This window comes from Streptomyces yokosukanensis (assembly GCF_001514035.1).
GTDB lineage: Bacteria > Actinomycetota > Actinomycetes > Streptomycetales > Streptomycetaceae > Streptomyces > Streptomyces yokosukanensis.
On the sequence record NZ_KQ948206.1, the window covers coordinates 95,587 to 110,963 of the forward strand.

At 72.9% G+C, this 15,377-nt stretch carries 10 protein-coding genes and 2 tRNA genes; 4 read left to right on the plus strand and 8 right to left on the minus strand.

Translation table 11 applies throughout. From position 1 onward, the window contains the following. Positions 1–32 precede the first annotated feature (32 nt). The 6 genes from AQI95_RS00470 to AQI95_RS00495 all read right to left on the minus strand — a co-directional run bounded on the left by AQI95_RS00470 (position 33) and on the right by AQI95_RS00495 (position 7,690). A complete protein-coding gene (locus AQI95_RS00470) occupies positions 33–2,261 on the minus strand; it encodes a mannosyltransferase YkcB-related protein (RefSeq protein ID WP_067115404.1) in 2,229 nt (742 codons plus the stop codon). Then, positions 2,258–3,766: a bifunctional glycosyltransferase family 2/GtrA family protein gene (locus AQI95_RS00475; protein ID WP_067115407.1), complete on the minus strand. Its 1,509-nt coding sequence runs from the start codon at positions 3,764–3,766 to the stop codon at positions 2,258–2,260. The genes AQI95_RS00470 and AQI95_RS00475 overlap by 4 nt, the downstream gene beginning before the upstream one ends. Before the next feature lie 14 nt (positions 3,767–3,780). Continuing rightward, on the minus strand, positions 3,781–5,424 hold the full coding sequence (locus AQI95_RS00480; RefSeq protein ID WP_067115410.1) for a sensor histidine kinase: 1,644 nt from the start codon (positions 5,422–5,424) through the stop codon (positions 3,781–3,783). Beyond that, positions 5,421–6,161 (minus strand): response regulator transcription factor, encoded by a 741-nt coding sequence (locus AQI95_RS00485; protein ID WP_067116904.1) that lies wholly within the window; start codon positions 6,159–6,161, stop codon positions 5,421–5,423. The genes AQI95_RS00480 and AQI95_RS00485 overlap by 4 nt, the downstream gene beginning before the upstream one ends. Positions 6,162–6,290: 129 nt before the next feature. Continuing rightward, entirely contained in the window at positions 6,291–7,163 is an 873-nt protein-coding gene (locus AQI95_RS00490; RefSeq protein WP_079070965.1) for a DUF2797 domain-containing protein, read from the minus strand. 173 nt (positions 7,164–7,336) lie between these two features. After that, complete coding sequence (locus AQI95_RS00495; protein ID WP_067115413.1) at positions 7,337–7,690, minus strand: HGxxPAAW family protein; 354 nt, start codon at positions 7,688–7,690, stop codon at positions 7,337–7,339. 83 nt (positions 7,691–7,773) lie between these two features. Between AQI95_RS00495 and AQI95_RS00500 the strand changes: the two genes are divergently transcribed. Continuing rightward, positions 7,774–8,268 carry a MarR family winged helix-turn-helix transcriptional regulator gene (locus AQI95_RS00500; RefSeq protein ID WP_067115416.1) on the plus strand — a complete coding sequence of 165 codons (495 nt, stop codon included), beginning with the start codon at positions 7,774–7,776 and terminating at the stop codon, positions 8,266–8,268. A 417-nt stretch (positions 8,269–8,685) separates the two neighbouring features. Further along, the gene (locus tag AQI95_RS00505; protein ID WP_244188581.1) at positions 8,686–9,270 is read left to right on the plus strand and encodes a hypothetical protein; all 585 of its coding nucleotides are present in this window, start codon (positions 8,686–8,688) and stop codon (positions 9,268–9,270) included. A gap of 66 nt (positions 9,271–9,336) precedes the next feature. On the opposite strand, the gene AQI95_RS00510 is transcribed toward AQI95_RS00505, so the two are convergent. Together AQI95_RS00510 and AQI95_RS00515 are read right to left on the minus strand one after the other, a co-directional pair. Then, positions 9,337–9,409, minus strand: a tRNA-Arg gene (locus AQI95_RS00510). 205 nt (positions 9,410–9,614) lie between these two features. Continuing rightward, positions 9,615–9,705, minus strand: a tRNA-Ser gene (locus AQI95_RS00515). A 227-nt stretch (positions 9,706–9,932) separates the two neighbouring features. Here AQI95_RS00515 and AQI95_RS00520 point away from each other — a divergent pair. Then, positions 9,933–10,388 carry an SSI family serine proteinase inhibitor gene (locus AQI95_RS00520; protein WP_244188582.1) on the plus strand — a complete coding sequence of 152 codons (456 nt, stop codon included), beginning with the start codon at positions 9,933–9,935 and terminating at the stop codon, positions 10,386–10,388. A gap of 395 nt (positions 10,389–10,783) precedes the next feature. After that, positions 10,784–15,376 carry a hybrid sensor histidine kinase/response regulator gene (locus tag AQI95_RS00525; protein WP_079070966.1) on the plus strand — a complete coding sequence of 1,531 codons (4,593 nt, stop codon included), beginning with the start codon at positions 10,784–10,786 and terminating at the stop codon, positions 15,374–15,376. Position 15,377: the final 1 nt, after the last annotated feature.

Below are 15,377 nucleotides of genomic sequence, written 5' to 3' on the forward strand. Positions count from 1 at the left end.
GTGTACAGCAGATTTTCTGCCAGCCGGTTCCGTCAGCCGCTCGTCCTCCGCGTGAGGTCGTAGAAGGTGGCCGAGCCGACCGTCACCTTCTTGAAGTTCTTCTCGATCCACGAGCTGATCTGCGAGGCCGTACCACTGGTGCCGCCGCCACCGCCTCCGAAGCCGCCGCCCGCGATGAAGTAGTGGATCCTTCCGTCCGCCACGTACTTCTTGAACTGCGTCAACGTCGGGGACGGGTCGGTGCCGTTGAAGCCGCCGACGGCCATCACCGGGTCGCCGGTGGCGAGCTGGTAGCTGGCCGCGTTCTGGGAGCCGGTGGACGCGGCGACCCAGGTGTACCGGGACGCGTCCTTCTCCAGCAGCTTCTTGGCGGCGGAGGAGACGTTCGCGCCGTTCAGCAGGCCGCCCGCGCCCATGCCGCCGCCCATGCCGCCTTCGCCCGTCCGGCCGGCGCCGGGGAAGCCGTTGCCGTTCTGCCCCTGGCCCATCCGCCCCTGGCCCTGGCCCTGGCCCTGGCCCTGGCCCTGGCCCTGAGTGTTCCCGTTGCCGTTCTGGCCCGGCATGCCGCCGCCGAAGCCACCGCCGCCCGGGAAACCGTTGCCGTTCTGCGGGCTCTGACCGTTCTGGCCCTGTCGGCCGGGCATCCCGCCGCCGAAGCCGCCCTTGCCACCGCCCGCCCGGCCGCCGCCGAAGCCCATCATGCTCGCACCCGCGGGACCGGCCGTCGGGATGGAGCCGGTGTGCGGGGAGTTCACCGTGCTCAGGGTGTACGCCGTCGGACCGGCGAGCGCGGCCGCCAGGCCCAGCGCCGCCGCCCCGAGGGCCAGCTGCCGGGAGATCCGGCCGGCGAAGACCAGGCCCAGCGCCGCCACCAGACCGCCGATCAGAACCAGCCACTTCAGCCAGGGGAGGTAGCCGGAGGTGCGGTTGAGCAGGACGTAGCCCCAGGCCGCGGCCGCGACCACGGAGGCGGCGAGGGTGATCGACGCCCAGGTCTCCTTGCGCTTCTCCCACAGCAGCCCGGCGCCCATGCCGGTCACGGCCGCCACGTAGGGGGCGAGCGCCACGGTGTAGTACTGGTGGAAGATGCCCGCCATGTAGCTGAAGACCACCAGGGTGATCAGCAGCGAGCCGCCCCAGGCCAGGAACGAGGCCCGGGTGGCCGATGTCCGCTTCAGCTTCCTGGTGGCCACGAGGCCCGCGACCAGCAGGATCAGCGCGGCCGGGAGCAGCCAGGAGATCTGGCTGCCGATCTCGGAGTTGAACATCCGGTCCCAGCCGGTCGCGCCCCAGCGGCCGGTCCCGCCCGCGCCGCCACCGCCGCCGACACTGCCGGTCTCGTCGCCGTTGATCCGGCCGAGGCCGTTGTACCCGAAGGTCAGCTCCAGGAAGCTGTTGTTCTGCGAGCCTCCGATGTAGGGGCGCGAGGAGGCCGGCCACAGCTCCACGATCGCGACCCACCAACCGCCGGCGACGACCAGCGCGACGGTGGCGAGGGCCAGTTGACCGAGCCGCTTCCGCAGCGCCACCGGGGCGCAGACGGCGTACACGATCGCCAGCGGCGGCAGGATCAGGAACGCCTGGAGGGTCTTGGCGAGGAAGGCGAAACCGATCGCGGCCCCCGCCCACACCAGCCACCTCGTCCGGCCGTCCTCCACCGCCCGTACGACGAAGTAGCAGGCCAGCGCCATCAGCAGGGCCAGCATCGCGTCCGGGTTGTTGAACCGGAACATCAGCGCGGCGACGGGGGTGAGGGCGAGCACCGCGCCCGCGACCAGTCCGGCCACCGGGCTGAACCGGCGCCGTACACCCGCGTACACGACGGCCACCGCGCCCACGCCCATCAGCACCTCGGGCGTGAGGATCGCCCACGAGTTCAGGCCGAAGATCCGTACCGACAGCTCCATCGGCCACAGGAAGGCCGACGGCTTGTCGACGGTGATCGCGTTGCCCGCGTCCAGCGAACCGAAGAAGAAGGCCTTCCAGGACTTGCTGCCCGCCTGCACGGCCGCCGAGTAGAAGGAGTTGGAGTAGCCGGAGGCACTGAGGTCGTACAGGTAGAGCAGGAGGGTGGCGGTCAGCAGGCCGAGGAAGGCCGGGCGTGCCCAGCGCGGGTCCTCGGGACGGCCGCGCCACAGTCTGCGCGGGATCGGCGGCCTGGGCTCACCGGTCCGGTGCGGATGCGGCGCAGCGGCCGGCGGCGGCTTCCAGGCCGCCGTGTCGCTCGTCTGTGTGGTCGACGCGTCGTAGTGGGTGGTCATCGGGGATCCCCCGGATCGGTGTCGTGAGGGCGCACCGGCTGCAGTCGCACGGTGGCGTCCCTCCAGTTGCCGTCCGCGGCTTCACCGGCGCGGACCTGGGTGCTCCGGTGCGGCCGCGCGTACGGCTGCTGGTGCGGCATCGGCCGCTGGGGCAGCGGTGCGTACGGCGCGGCCGTGCCGTACGGCGGGGTGGTGGGAGTGCCGTAGGCCGGTGCGGACGGGGTGTGGGCGGCGGCCACGGCCCCGCCGGTGCCGGAGCCGGAGTCGTCGCGGTCAGGGAAGACCCAGGCGCGGAAGAGCAGGAAGCGCAGCACGGTCGCGGCGAGGTTGGCGGCGATGAGCACCGCCAGTTCGGTGGAGTGCGCCGGGTTGTCACTGGCCGCGTTCAGGGCGGCCAGGGAGCCACTGGTCAGGGCGAGACCGATGCCGAAGACGACCAGGCCCTGCGCCTGGTGCCGTACGGCGCCGCCCCGGCCGCGTACCCCGAAGGTGAGCCGGCGGTTGGCGGCCGTGTTGGCGACCGCCGAGACCAGCAGCGCGAGCGCGTTGGCGACCTGGGAGCCGGAGAACTGCCGGAAGAGGCTGTAGAGCACCAGGTAGAAGAGGGTGGACAGGCCGCCGACCACGCAGAAGCCGACGAGCTGGCGGGCCAGTCCCTTGGGCACATTGGCCAGATCGCGGTCGCGCGGGTCGTCGCCGAACGGCCGGGCGAGCCGGTCCAGCGCCAGCGAACCGGTGGCCAGCGCCTTGCCGATCCGCCACACACCCTTGAGGTCGTCCGTCGCCGTCTTCACGATGTGCACGGTGGAGTTCGGGTCGTCGACCCAGTCGACCGGCACCTCGTGGATCCGCAGCCCCGCCCGCTCGGCGAGCACCAGCATCTCGGTGTCGAAGAACCAGCCGGTGTCCTCGACCAGCGGCAGCAGCACCTGGGCCACATCCCGCCGGATCGCCTTGAAACCGCACTGCGCGTCGGAGAAGCGGGCCTGGAGCGAACCCCGCAGGATCAGGTTGTAGGCCCGGCTGATGAACTCCCGCTTCGGGCCGCGCACGACCCGGGAGGAACGGGCCAGCCGGGAGCCGATCGCGAGGTCCGAGTGGCCCGAGATCAGCGGCGCCACCAGCGGCAGCAGGGCGTTGAGGTCGGTGGACAGGTCGACGTCCATGTAGGCGAGGATCGGCGCGTTCGACGCCGACCACACGGTCCTGAGGGCCCGTCCTCGGCCCTTCTGCTCCAGGCGGAAGTTGGTGACCTCCGGGATCTCCGCGTCCAGCCGCGCAGCCACCAGCGCGGTGGTGTCCGTGGACGCGTTGTCGGCGATCGTGATGCGGAACGCGTACGGGAAGGTGCGCTTGAGGTGCTCGTGCAGTCTGAGCACGCACGGCTGGAGGTCCTTCTCCTCGTTGTAGACGGGGATCACTACGTCCAGGACAGGCGTACCGGCGTCTGCGGCCGGGAGGTGCTCCCGCGCCGGCAGAGTGCCGGGAGAAGAGTCGGTTCGCATGGGACCGACTGTCGTCAGGCGCCCTGTTGCACCGATGTGGTGGCACTGTGCTGTGCCTGTGAGTGCGATTGCCAGTCCGTTTCGGGCGCGGGCCGGGCGACGGCGGGGGCGAGCGCGGGCAGATGCACGGTGAACACCGTCCGCCCCGGAACGCTGTCCACGGTGACGGCACCCCCGTGCGCGGCGGCGACCGCCTGCACGATGGCGAGCCCGAGCCCGGTCGACCCGGTGGACCGGGAACGCGCGGAGTCCCCGCGCGCGAACCGCTCGAAGACATGCGGCAGCAGATCCGGTGGAATGCCCTGCCCGTTGTCCTCGACGTCGACACACATCCACGGCCCGCGCCGCTGCACGCGCGCCGTGACCGTCGTACCGGGCGGGGTGTGCTTGCGGGCGTTGCCGAGCAGATTGACGAGCACCTGCTGGACCCGGGCCGCGTCGGCGGACACCGGGGCGGGCTCGTCGGGCAGGTCGAGGCGCCAGTTGTGGTCCATGCCGGCCGCGCGGGAGTCGCTCACCGTGTCCACGACGAGCGGGATGAGATCGGTCTGCTCGAACTGCAGCGGCCGGCCCGCGTCGAGGCGGGCGAGGAGGAGGAGGTCCTCGACGAGGAGGGTCATCCGGCCCGCCTCGGACTCGATCCGCCCGAGCGCGTGCCGGGTGTCGGGCCCGACCTGCTCCCGCCCGCGCCGGGTCAGCTCCGCGTACCCGCGGATCGATGCGAGGGGCGTTCGCAGCTCATGACTGGCATCGGCGACGAACTGCCGTACCCGCGTCTCGCTCTGCTGCCGGGCGTGCAGGGCGCCGTGCACATGGTCGAGCATCCGGTTGAGCGCGGCGCCGACCTGGCCGACCTCGGTGTGCGGAACGCACTCGGACTCCGGGACCCGCTCGCTGAGCTTCACCTCGCCGGTGTGCAGGGGGAGTTCGGAGACCCGGGTGGCGGTGGCGGCGACCCTGCGCAGGGGGCGGGTGGCGACGCCGACGATGATGGTCCCGGCGAGGGAGGCGGCGATGAGGCCGGCCGCGGTGACGCTGACCTCGGCGAGGATCAGGGCGTTGATGGTGCCGTCGACGTCCGCTGTGGGCAGGGCGACGTAGTAGGCGCCGTTGTTGCCGTGGACGTAGCGCACCTGGTAGTCGCCGAGGCCGGGGATCTCGACGCCGTGGATCTCCTTGTCCTTGGCGACGGAGCCGAGCGCCCTGGTCTGGGACGCCGACAGCCGCCTGGCGTTCATCTGCGTGACGTCGTTGTCGTCCTTGGCCTTGTGGCCGACCTCGGCGTCGGTGATGACGCCGTTCTCGACCTTCGCCGCGATGGTGCCGCCGGGCTGCGGGCCCCGGGTGACGAACTGGGAGACGTTCGTCTCCTTGGCGGGAAGGTCCCGGTCGCTCTGCCGGGCCGGCGGGACGCCGCCGTCCTTCAACCCGCCGGGCCCCGGTCCGAAACCGCCGGCCGCACGCGCCGAGGCCTCGCCGAGCTGCCCGTTCAGCTGGTCGTACAGATGCGAGCGCAGCGCCACCGTGGTCACCGTGCCGATCACCGCGCACACCACGGCGATCAGCACGACCGACGCGACGACGAGCCGGGTCCGCAGGGTGCGCGGTGCTCGTCGCTTCTGCCGCGCTTGCGGACCCGGCCGCCGTCGCCGGCTCATGACGCGGCAGGCTTGATCAGATATCCGGCCCCACGCCGGGTGTGGATCATGGGCTCACGACCCGCGTCGATCTTCCGCCGCAGATACGAGATGTACAGCTCCACGACGTTGGCCTGCCCGCCGAAGTCGTACGACCACACGCGGTCCAGGATCTGCGCCTTGCTGAGCACCCGCCGGGGGTTGCGCATGAGGAAGCGCAGCAACTCGAACTCGGTGGCGGTCAGGTGGATGGACACCCCGGCCCGCGACACCTCGTGGCTGTCCTCGTCGAGGGTCAGGTCCCCGACGACGAGCACGGAGTCCGACCGCCGGTCGGCCGCCCCGGACCGCCGGATGAGCCCGCGCAGCCGCGCCACGACCTCCTCCAGGCTGAACGGCTTGGTGACATAGTCGTCGCCGCCGGCGGTGAGCCCGGCGATACGGTCCTCGACGGCGTCCTTGGCGGTCAGGAACAGCACGGGCACGTCGGGCAGTTCACGCCGCAATCGCCCGAGGACGGTCAGTCCGTCCATGTCCGGCAGCATCATGTCGAGCACGACGGCGTCGGGCCGGAACTCACGGGCGCTCTGGACGGCTCCCTGCCCGTCTCCCGCACTCCTGATCTGCCAGCCCTCGTAGCGCAGGGCCATGCTCAGCAGTTCGGTGATCGACAGCTCGTCGTCCACCACAAGCACTCGAACGGGGCTCCCGTCCGGCCTCAGCAGTTCGGTGCGCCCCTGGGGCGAGGTCGTGGTCATGGTGGACACCCTGTCGCCGCCCTCTGAGAGGAGGCTTTCCACCGTCTGTGATTTCCCTGAGAAACACACAGGTGACTCTCAGGCAGCTCCTGGGAGGAACTCCCTTCGCGCTCCCGGGCCTCGGGAGTCTCAGAACAGGCCCTCGGGCCTCTGTGCGAACTCCCGCAGCGCAAACGTGAGTCCATCGCTCGCCGAGGCGGGCGGGACCAGTTCCCAACCGGTCATCAGCCGCGTGTCGAGCACGACGACCCCGCGCCCGGCGACCGCCAGATGAAGATCGGGTCCGGCGGCCGAGACCAACTCCCCGCCGAGGCCACCGCCCGGAACCAGCTCCACGACCTCACCGAGCGCGGCCGGTGCCCCGGCGAGCCCGAAAACCCCCATGTGGTCGGTCACTTCACAGGGCTCAGGGCGCAGCGACTCCGGCCAACCGGCGAGCGCGACGGCCCGCGCGTGCAGCTCCCGCACCTCGGCCGCCCGCTCCGCCCCGCTCCCCGGCAGCGCCGACCGCACCGCCCGCTTCTCGGCGTACGGGATCCGGTCCGGCACCCGCAGCGCGGCCCGCAGCAGCTCCTCGGTGCGCCGGGCGGCCATCAGCGGACCGGTGCCGAGCGGGCTGAAACAGACGGCGCCCTGCTCCAGCAGCCGGGCATCGCCCCGCTCGAGAGCGGTGATGCCGACCTTGACCATGCCGGGCCCGAACCACGCCAGATACACCCGGTACGGCCGCGGGTCGTCGGCGATCGTGTCGGCGGCCACCGAGTGCGCCCGGTCCAGCCGCGCGCACTCCTCGCACCGGGCCCCCGTGCTCCGCCCCGGTACGGCGACACGGGTGGGGCAGGCGTACCCGCGCGCCCCCACACACGTCCGCACACCCCCCTCCGGCACCGCGAAGCCGACCCGCTTCCCCCAGGGCAGCGCACTGCGCCGCCCGCCGTCCCACACCAGCGCGGGCCCGTCGGACGACCAGCGCAGTCCCGAACACTTCCATCCACGTGCCATCACTGGTCAGAGTAGAAGGCGGGTCCGACAACGGGTACCGGACGACGAGGCGGCACAGGGCCGACGAGAGCGGTACACCGGCACCCTCCGCCACCGCGGGCTCCCGCCCACCGCACTGCTCGGCCCGCCGGCCCGCTCGTGCGATCGCCAACTGCCCTGCGGCGACAGCGCCTTCAGTCGACGGTCGACAGAGGCACCGGCCCCTCGGCTCCCGCCACCACCACGGCGGCCGGGCGCCCCCGCCCCGCCAGCCGGCAGCTCACGCACTTGGCATGCCCCTCGCGCGCCCGCGCGTCCCGGACCCGCATGCCCCACTGGTCGTGCGGCCGCACACCCGGCGGCTTGCCCCAGCCGGCCAGATGCAGCACCCAGGTCACCAGGACGCTCACGGCCACGACGGCCAGCCCGCCGACGGCCACCCGAAGCGAGGCCTCGCACACCCCCAGCCCCACCACGGCGCCTCCCGCCGTCGCGATGCCGAAGCCGGTCCAGCCGGCGATCGTGTGACCCTCGTCGTACAGACTCATACAGCCACCTCCGAGGTCGAGATTCCCTCACGAACTAAGAAGTTAACGCCTCGAATATCTCACGACCTAAGGGATTCCGAAAGATGCACGGCACGCCGCGACCGCCCGCCGCCACCCCGGCCCAGGCGCTGTCGGCGATGGATCACCTCATCGCCGCCCATGTGATCGGACAGCAGGAGCTGGCCCGGCGGCTGGGCCTGAACGTCACCGACCTGACCTGCTTCGGCTTCGTCCTGGAGGCCGGCGAGGACCTGTTGACCGCCGGCGACCTCGCCGCCCGCGCCCACGTCACCACCGGCGCGGTGACCGGCATCCTCAACCGCCTCGAACGCGCCGGCTACGTCAGCCGCCGCCCCGACCCGACGGACCGCCGCCGGGTCCGCGTGGCCGCCGTACCGTCCGCGGTCACCCGCGTCGAGGCGGTGTACGTGGGCCACTACAAACGCCTGACGGCCCTGTTCTCGGACTACTCCCCCGAGGAACTGGCGATCATCACGGACTGGTTCACCCGGGCCACGGACCTGGCCCACGAGTACCTGGAGAAACTGAACCGGAACGACCCGGACGAGGAGTGCTGAGGAGTACCGCCCTCATCGTCCGGCCCGCTGCCGTGACGGCGTAAGAAGCCTGGCCGAGGTTGGCACAGGTCACTGGACACACACATGACGGGTGCCCAGTCGACGCACCCGCAATGGAAACGCGCCGAGCGTGCACCCCGGAGCGACCCTGCACCGTGCTTCCCATACGCTCCAGCGGGTGTCTTTCGCGGCGGCCTGGACCTCCACAACAGCCGCGCCCGATGGTTTCAGTGCGGCGTTCGTCGAGGTCACGGAGCCGGCACGCCCTTCCGGCGTCGACAAGGGCACGTCCTCGGCCGCGCCAGCTACTTCTCGTCACCGATCAGGCACTCTGTGTCAAAGGAACAGGTGAGGGGGAGGACGCTCGCGACTGCGGGGACGAAGCCGCCGCCCCGCTCAACAAGCGAAAGGACACTCGTGAGCCACTTCTCGCGCACCGCCAGGCGGGCCATGGCCCTTGCGAGCGCCGCTCTTCTGTCCGGGGGGCTTGCCACGACGTCAGCCACTGAAGCGCACGCCGCCGCGGCGTCGGAGATCATCATCATCGACGGCTACACCCAGACGGTGAAGGAATCCTCGGGAACCCCCGTCGCCTGCCCGACCAACCAGGTCCTGCTCGGCCGGTCGCACTACGGCGATGAGAACGGAAACACCACGTACTACTGCGGCCTCATCCTCATCGACGGACAACAGGTCAAGGTGAGCGCGCCGAACTGGAGCGCTCCCCAGAGGGAGAGCAACTCCTTCTTCGCGGCCCCGCCCAACGAGGTCCTGGTCGGCCGACAGCACTCCGGCGACGAGAACGGCCAGACGAGGTACGCGACCGCCTCACTGAGCGCATGGGGGCGGACGGTCGAACTGAGCGCGTACCGCTGGAGCCCGGAGCAGAGGGAAAGCAACAGCTACTCCAAGGCGGGCGACTACGAGGTCATGGTCGGCCGGCAGCACTCCGGCGACGAGAACGGTCCGACCCGCTACCAGTACGCCCGCATCTCCGACTGACGGACCAGCCGTCAAGGCAAAAGCCAGAGGCCCTGTGGATCACTCCACAGGGCCTCTGAACTCTTGTGCACTCGGCAGGATTCGAACCTGCAACCTTCTGATCCGTAGTCAGATGCTCTATCCGTTAAGCTACGAGTGCTTGTTCTTTTGTTCTTGTCTTCCGTTTCGGCCCTTTCGGCCCGTCCCGGCGACAGGAAGAACATTACATGACTGCCGCCGACATGTGAAATCCGATTGGCGCACCCCTTGTGACCTGCGGAAACACCTCTGGAGGGGTGAGTGGGCAGCGAGGGGTCGGGAACGCCGAAGCCCCGGTCCTGAGGACCGGGGCTTCGGGATCTGTGCGGAGGCGGAGGGATTTGAACCCTCGATGGGATTTGCGTCCCAAACCGCATTAGCAGTGCGGCGCCATAGACCGGACTAGGCGACGCCTCCACCACAACCACTCACGCGAGCGCGCGAACGGTGCGTGCAGATGATGACACAGCCGAGCGGCCCGTCACCAATCGACCCCCACGGTACTAGGCACCCGGGTCACAGGGCAAAGGGCTTCCGTCCGGCGAGGCGCGGACGCAACGTCCGGCGGCCGGGGGCGTTGGGAAGGCATGGTCTTCCGTCTTCAGCAGGGCCGGACTCCGCGGGGTCCGGCACGAGCCGGTCGCGTGCCGGTTCTCGCCGTCTTCTCGGGTCTTCTCGCCCTCTCCGCCGCACCGGCCGCCCTCTTCGCCGTACCGGCCGTCGCCGCGCCCGTCGTACCGCCGCCCGTGCGGCCCGAGGACCGGGCCGGTGATCACCTCACCGTGGTCGTCCGGCACGCCGGGGCCGAGCGGGACGGGGCGTACCAGCTGTTCTGCCATCCGGCTTCCGGGAATCACCCGGACGCGGCGGAGGCCTGCCGGGTGCTGGACGAAGACACCCGGTGGGGGCGGGACCTGTTCGCGCCGGTGGCGCCCGGCGCCGACTGCACCATGCTCTACGGCGGACCGGCCACCGCCCATGTGACCGGCACCTGGGCCGGGCGCCCGGTCGACGCCGGCTACGACCGCAGCAACGGATGCGAGATCGGGCGGTGGGACCGGATGGTGCCGCTGCTGCCGAAGCTGAGCGTGGCGACGTAGGGATCGCAGAGCCTCCCCCGGGCCGGCCCACAGGGGGCGCCGGGGGAGATCACCGGTCCCGTAAAGGTCCCGCGAAGGTCTCGCGGAGCCGAGAGGGAGCCCAAGGGGAGCCAAAGGGGAGCCCAGGGAGAGCCGAGGGGAGCCGGGAGCGGAGGTGGGGGCAGTGGTGGAGGCAGTGATGGGAGTGGTGGTGGGGGCGAGGGTGGCGGGGAAGTGGGGGGCGTCGTCGGCGTGCGGTCACGGGTTCGGTGTCACTTCGTCGTGGGACCTCCCTCTCATCCGGCGTCGCGAGCGCAACCCGTGCGCTTAGACTCCCTCGCGTGACACGTCGCGGGCCGGTTGGCAAGATGGCCCGAGCGGTCGGCAAGGTGCGGTAACAGGGAGGAAGGCGTCTCGTGAGCAGCAGGCCATCCCGAGGCGCTGCTCGCCTCGCAGCCATACTCGACGCTCTACCGGACGCGTTGGTCCTGGTCAACGCCAACGGAACCGTCGTCAACGCGAACACCATCGCGCTGGAGGCCTTCGAGGCGCCGGGCACGGCGCTCGTCGGGCGCGGGCTGCTCGATCTGCTGCCCGAGTTCGACTCGCGGCTCATCCCCGGGTCGATGCGCCGGCCCGATCACATGGATCCGCACGGGCGGACCAAGCCGACGCGGATGATCGCCCGGCGCACCGACGGGAGCGAGTTCCCGGTCGAGGTCACGAGCGCGAATCTCGAGAACGGTCAGCAGGCGTACGACGGTTACGGCTACACCGGCGACGAGCTACTGATGATCGTCGTACGGGACCTGTCCGGGACCGTCGACACCGAGGCGGAGCTGGCGCGCTCGCAGCGGCAGACCGAGATGATCCTGCGGGCCGCGGCCGAAGGTGTCGTCGGCACCGACACCGACGGGCGGATCGTGCTGGTCAACCCGGCCGCCGCGCAGATACTGGGCTACCGGGCCGGCGAGCTGGGCGGCAAGGAGCTGCACGCCCTCGTGCTGCACTCACGTGTCGACGGCACCCCCTTCCCGTACGAGGAGTCACCGCTGGCCGACACCCTGCGCTCCGGGCGCAAGCACCGGGTGCGCGGGCAGGTGCTGTGGTCCAAGGGCGACGCGAAGGTCTCCGTCGACCTCACCACCGCGCCGGTGCGCGACGGGGAACAGCTCGTCGGTGCCGTGATGACCTTCACCGACCGCAGGCCCTACGAGGCTCTGGCCGAGGAGAAGGCCGAGCAGGAGAAGACGCACACGGAGGAGGTCGAGCGGCTCTCCGAGGAGCACGCCTCCGACCTGACCGCGCTGCGCCAGCGGCACGTCGCCGAGCTGGCGGAGCTGCGCGACACGCACACGGAGCAGCTGGCGGCCGGCGAGGAGCGGTACGCCGCGCTCGCCGAGCGGGAGAAGGACCGGTACGAGGCGCTGGCGGGTCGGCACGAGCAGTTGCTGACCCTGCTCGGGACGTCGCTGCGCGGGCCCCTCGACGAGCTGCGGCGCGAGCTGGCCGCCCTGGCCGCCGACGACGCCGGGCAGCTGTGGCCCGAGGCCAACCAGGTGCTCCATCACCTGTCGGCCGGGTACTCGCGCATCACCACCCTCGTCGACAACGTCCTCGGGTACCAGCGGCTGGACGCGGGTGTCGAGGACATCGCGCGTACGAAGGTGATGCTGGACGCGGTCGTCGCGGCCGGTGTGGAGGGCGCGGTGGAGCTGATCGGCCCCGGCCGTGTGCAGTTCGCGGTGCACGCCCCGCCCATCGAGGCAGAGGTCGACCCGCAGCGGCTCGCCACCGCGCTCGCGCACCTGGTGGCGGACGTGGCCGGTGTCGACGCGACCGGCAACTCGCCCGTCTCCGCGGGCGGTTACCTGGACAACACCGTCGTGGTCGCGGCCGCGCAGCGCGGTGAGGTCGCGCGGATCGAGGTGCGCGGGCCGTACGCCGGGGGAGACGCGGTGCACGAGCCCATCGTGCGCGGGATCGTGCGGGCCCACGGCGGAGTGCTGCAGACGCACGAGGTGCCGGGCATGAGCGGCAGCGCGTATGTGCTGGAAGTGCCGCTCGGCGGTGGCGCCGGGACGGTCGGCGCGGCGGTCGGCGGGCAGGCGCCCGCGGCGCTCCCCCCGGCGCGGGAAGCGACTGGGCAGGTCTCCCCTGCCGGTGAGGGCCCCGCGGACGAGGCCGGAGCCGCCGAGCAGGCCGCCGGTGGCGGACGGCGGCGGGCCCGGCGGGCCTCCACGGACGCCTTCCTGGAGAGCGAGGCGCCGGAGGCGGGCCAGGCCGGTGAGACGGAGGCGCCCGTACCGACCGGACGGCGGCGCAGGCGCGCGGGCGCGCCCACCGAGGAGGCCGCCCCGGTCCCGGTCGAGAGCACGGAGGCCGCGTCCGGCGGTACGGGGCGACGCCGTGGCCGGTCCGCCGAGGGCAACGCCGGTGACGGCGACGGAGTGAGCGAGGGCGCCGTGGTGACCGCGGCCGAGCATGCCGCGGGCGCCGCCGCCTCCGGTACGGGACTCGGTTCCGCCGTACCGCCGCGGGGCGTGCCCGTGCCCGCGGACCGGGGTGCCCGGCCCGATTCCGGCGCGCCGCAGGCCGCCCTGCCGCCGGCTCTGCCCGCGGCGGGCGGTGATCCGGGTGGGCCGGCCGCTTCGGGTGCCGAGGTCGTTCCGGCCGAGGGCGGACAGCCGACCGGGCGGCGCCGGCGTGCGCTGGCCGCGGCGGCGGAGCGCGCCGCGGCCCAGGAGGCGGGCGGCGGGCGTACGGTCTTCGCCCTCCCGCCGGCCGAGGCCGACCGCTCACCGCGGTCCGCGGACTCGGCGACGGGCGTCGGAGGCGTCGGGGTTCCGGGGGCCGGTGGGGTCCTGCCGGGAGCCGGTGGGGCGGCGGGGGCCGCCATCGAGGGGCAGCCGCGGATTTCGGGGCCGGACGCCGGACCGGTGCCGGTGCCGGTGCCCGCTCAACTGCCGGTGCCCGCTCAGCTGCCGGTGTCCGTCGAGGCGGCACCGGGGGATGACGGGCGGCACGACGCCGTACCGCTCGACCAGAGCGCCGACCACACCCCGCCGCAGCCGCATCCGACCAGCGCGCCGACCGGCCGGCGCCGCAGGGCCGTGGCCCAGCCGGCCCCGACGCCTCCGGCGCAGGCCGCGGGCGGACAACTCACTCCCGCACAGCCCGCGCCCGCACAGCCCGCTCCGGCGCAGGGCGCGCAGGGCGCTCCCTCTCCGGCGCTTCCGGTCGCTCCCGGGCAGGCCGGGCCGCACCCGGCGGGGACGCCGACTCCCGGTCGGGGCACGCCGGTTCACGGCGTTCCGGCGCAGGGTACGGCCGGGCAGGGCATCCCCGTCCAGGCCCCTCCGGCGCCGACCGCGGGGCAGCCCGCCGCCCCGGTCCAGGCCCCGGTGGCCGCGCAGCCGGCGCCCGGCATCCGGCCCGGTGCCCCCGCGCCCGGTGCCCCCGCGCCCGGTGAGCAGTCGGCCGCGGCGCACCCCGCCGTGCCCGCGCAGGGCACCCCCGGCCACGCCGTGCCGGTGGCTCCCGGACAGGCGGTCGCGGCCCAGCAGCCCGCCGCCGCGCAGGCCGCGACCCCGCCCGGCGGGACCCCGAACACCCAGCCGCTGCCCGCTGAGGCGGGCGCCGCACCGGTGTCCGCGCCCGGCGTGCCGCAGCAGTGGCCCGGCGCCGACGACACGTCCGGCGCGGGCACCCCCGTACCCGTACCGCCGCAGGCCGGGACACCCGCCTCCGGCACGCCGCTGCCCGCGGAGCGCGCCGGTCTCCAACCGCCGCGGGCCGCGCAGCCGCTGCCCTCCGAGGGGGCCGCGGTCGACCCGAACTCGACGCAGGGGCGGGCGATCAGCGTCCGCACGCTCGGGCAGGGTGTGCCGTTCTCGCGGCAGGCCGCACAGGTGCAGCAGCCGACGGCGACCCCGCCGCCGCACGCGCCGGGCGGTTCCGGCCGACGGCGCAAGCTCGGTACGCCTCCGGACCCGGCCAAGCGTCAGGAGTCGCTGCCCGAGCAGGCGGGTCGGCCGCATCCGCCGGCCGAAGGCGCGGTTCCCGCACAGCCGGGCCCGGCACAGCCGGCTCCCGCACCCGCGCAGCCGTCGCTCGCCGGGCAGTCCCGGCTCGCCCCGGGCACCGAGGGCGCCGGACGGTCGTACGCCATAGGCGCTCCGGACGCCGACGCCGCCGAGGGGCCGGAGCCGCTGGACGGTCCCGGCGGGGCCGTGGAGGTCGCGGACGCGCCGCTGCCGCAGCCGCTCGACGACGAGCTGCCCCCGGAGCCGCTCGACAACCCGCGCCGGCTGCTGGTGTGGCCCGCGCCGGACGCGACGACCCAGCAGGCGCTGAGCGACCGCGGCTACCGGCCGGTGATCGTGCACTCCCGTGAGGAGGTCGACGCGCAGATCGCGGCGTTCCCGGCCGCGCTGTTCGTGGATCCGCTGACCGGGCCCATCACGCGTACGGCCCTGCAGTCGCTGCGCCAGGCCGCCGTCGCCGCCGAGGTGCCGGTGCTGGTCACGGCCGGGCTCGGGCAGGCGACGCGCGAGGCGGCGTACGGCGCCGATCCCGCCGTTCTGCTGAAGGCGCTGGCGCCGCGCGACAGTGAGCAGCATCCGCCGCGGGTGCTGCTCATCGAGGAGCACGCGGAGATCGCGCTGGCGCTGACCTCGACGCTGGAGCGGCGCGGGATGCAGGTGGCACGGGCCGCGAGCGACAACGACGCGGTGACGCTGGCGGGTCAGTTCCGGCCGAACCTCGTGGTGATGGACCTGATGCAGGTGCAGCGGCGGCAGGCCGGCTACACCGGGATCATCGACTGGCTGCGCGCGAACGGGCAGCTCAACCGCACCCCGCTCGTCGTCTACACCGCCGCCGTCGACCAGGCCGACCTGCCCCGGCTGGCCTCGGGCGAGACGGTTCTCTTCCTCGCGGAGCGCTCCACGAGCACCGAGGTGCAGAGCCGGATCGTGGACCTGCTGGCCGGGATCGGCACGAACTGAG

Coding starts and splice junctions, on each gene's coding strand:
- AQI95_RS00470 (WP_067115404.1), bottom strand. CDS start 2,261: ATGACCACCCACTACGACGCGTCGACCACACAGACGAGCGACACGGCG.
- AQI95_RS00475 (WP_067115407.1), bottom strand. CDS start 3,766: ATGCGAACCGACTCTTCTCCCGGCACTCTGCCGGCGCGGGAGCACCTC.
- AQI95_RS00480 (WP_067115410.1), bottom strand. CDS start 5,424: ATGAGCCGGCGACGGCGGCCGGGTCCGCAAGCGCGGCAGAAGCGACGA.
- AQI95_RS00485 (WP_067116904.1), bottom strand. CDS start 6,161: ATGACCACGACCTCGCCCCAGGGGCGCACCGAACTGCTGAGGCCGGAC.
- AQI95_RS00490 (WP_079070965.1), bottom strand. CDS start 7,163: ATGGCACGTGGATGGAAGTGTTCGGGACTGCGCTGGTCGTCCGACGGG.
- AQI95_RS00495 (WP_067115413.1), bottom strand. CDS start 7,690: ATGAGTCTGTACGACGAGGGTCACACGATCGCCGGCTGGACCGGCTTC.
- AQI95_RS00500 (WP_067115416.1), top strand. CDS start 7,774: ATGCACGGCACGCCGCGACCGCCCGCCGCCACCCCGGCCCAGGCGCTG.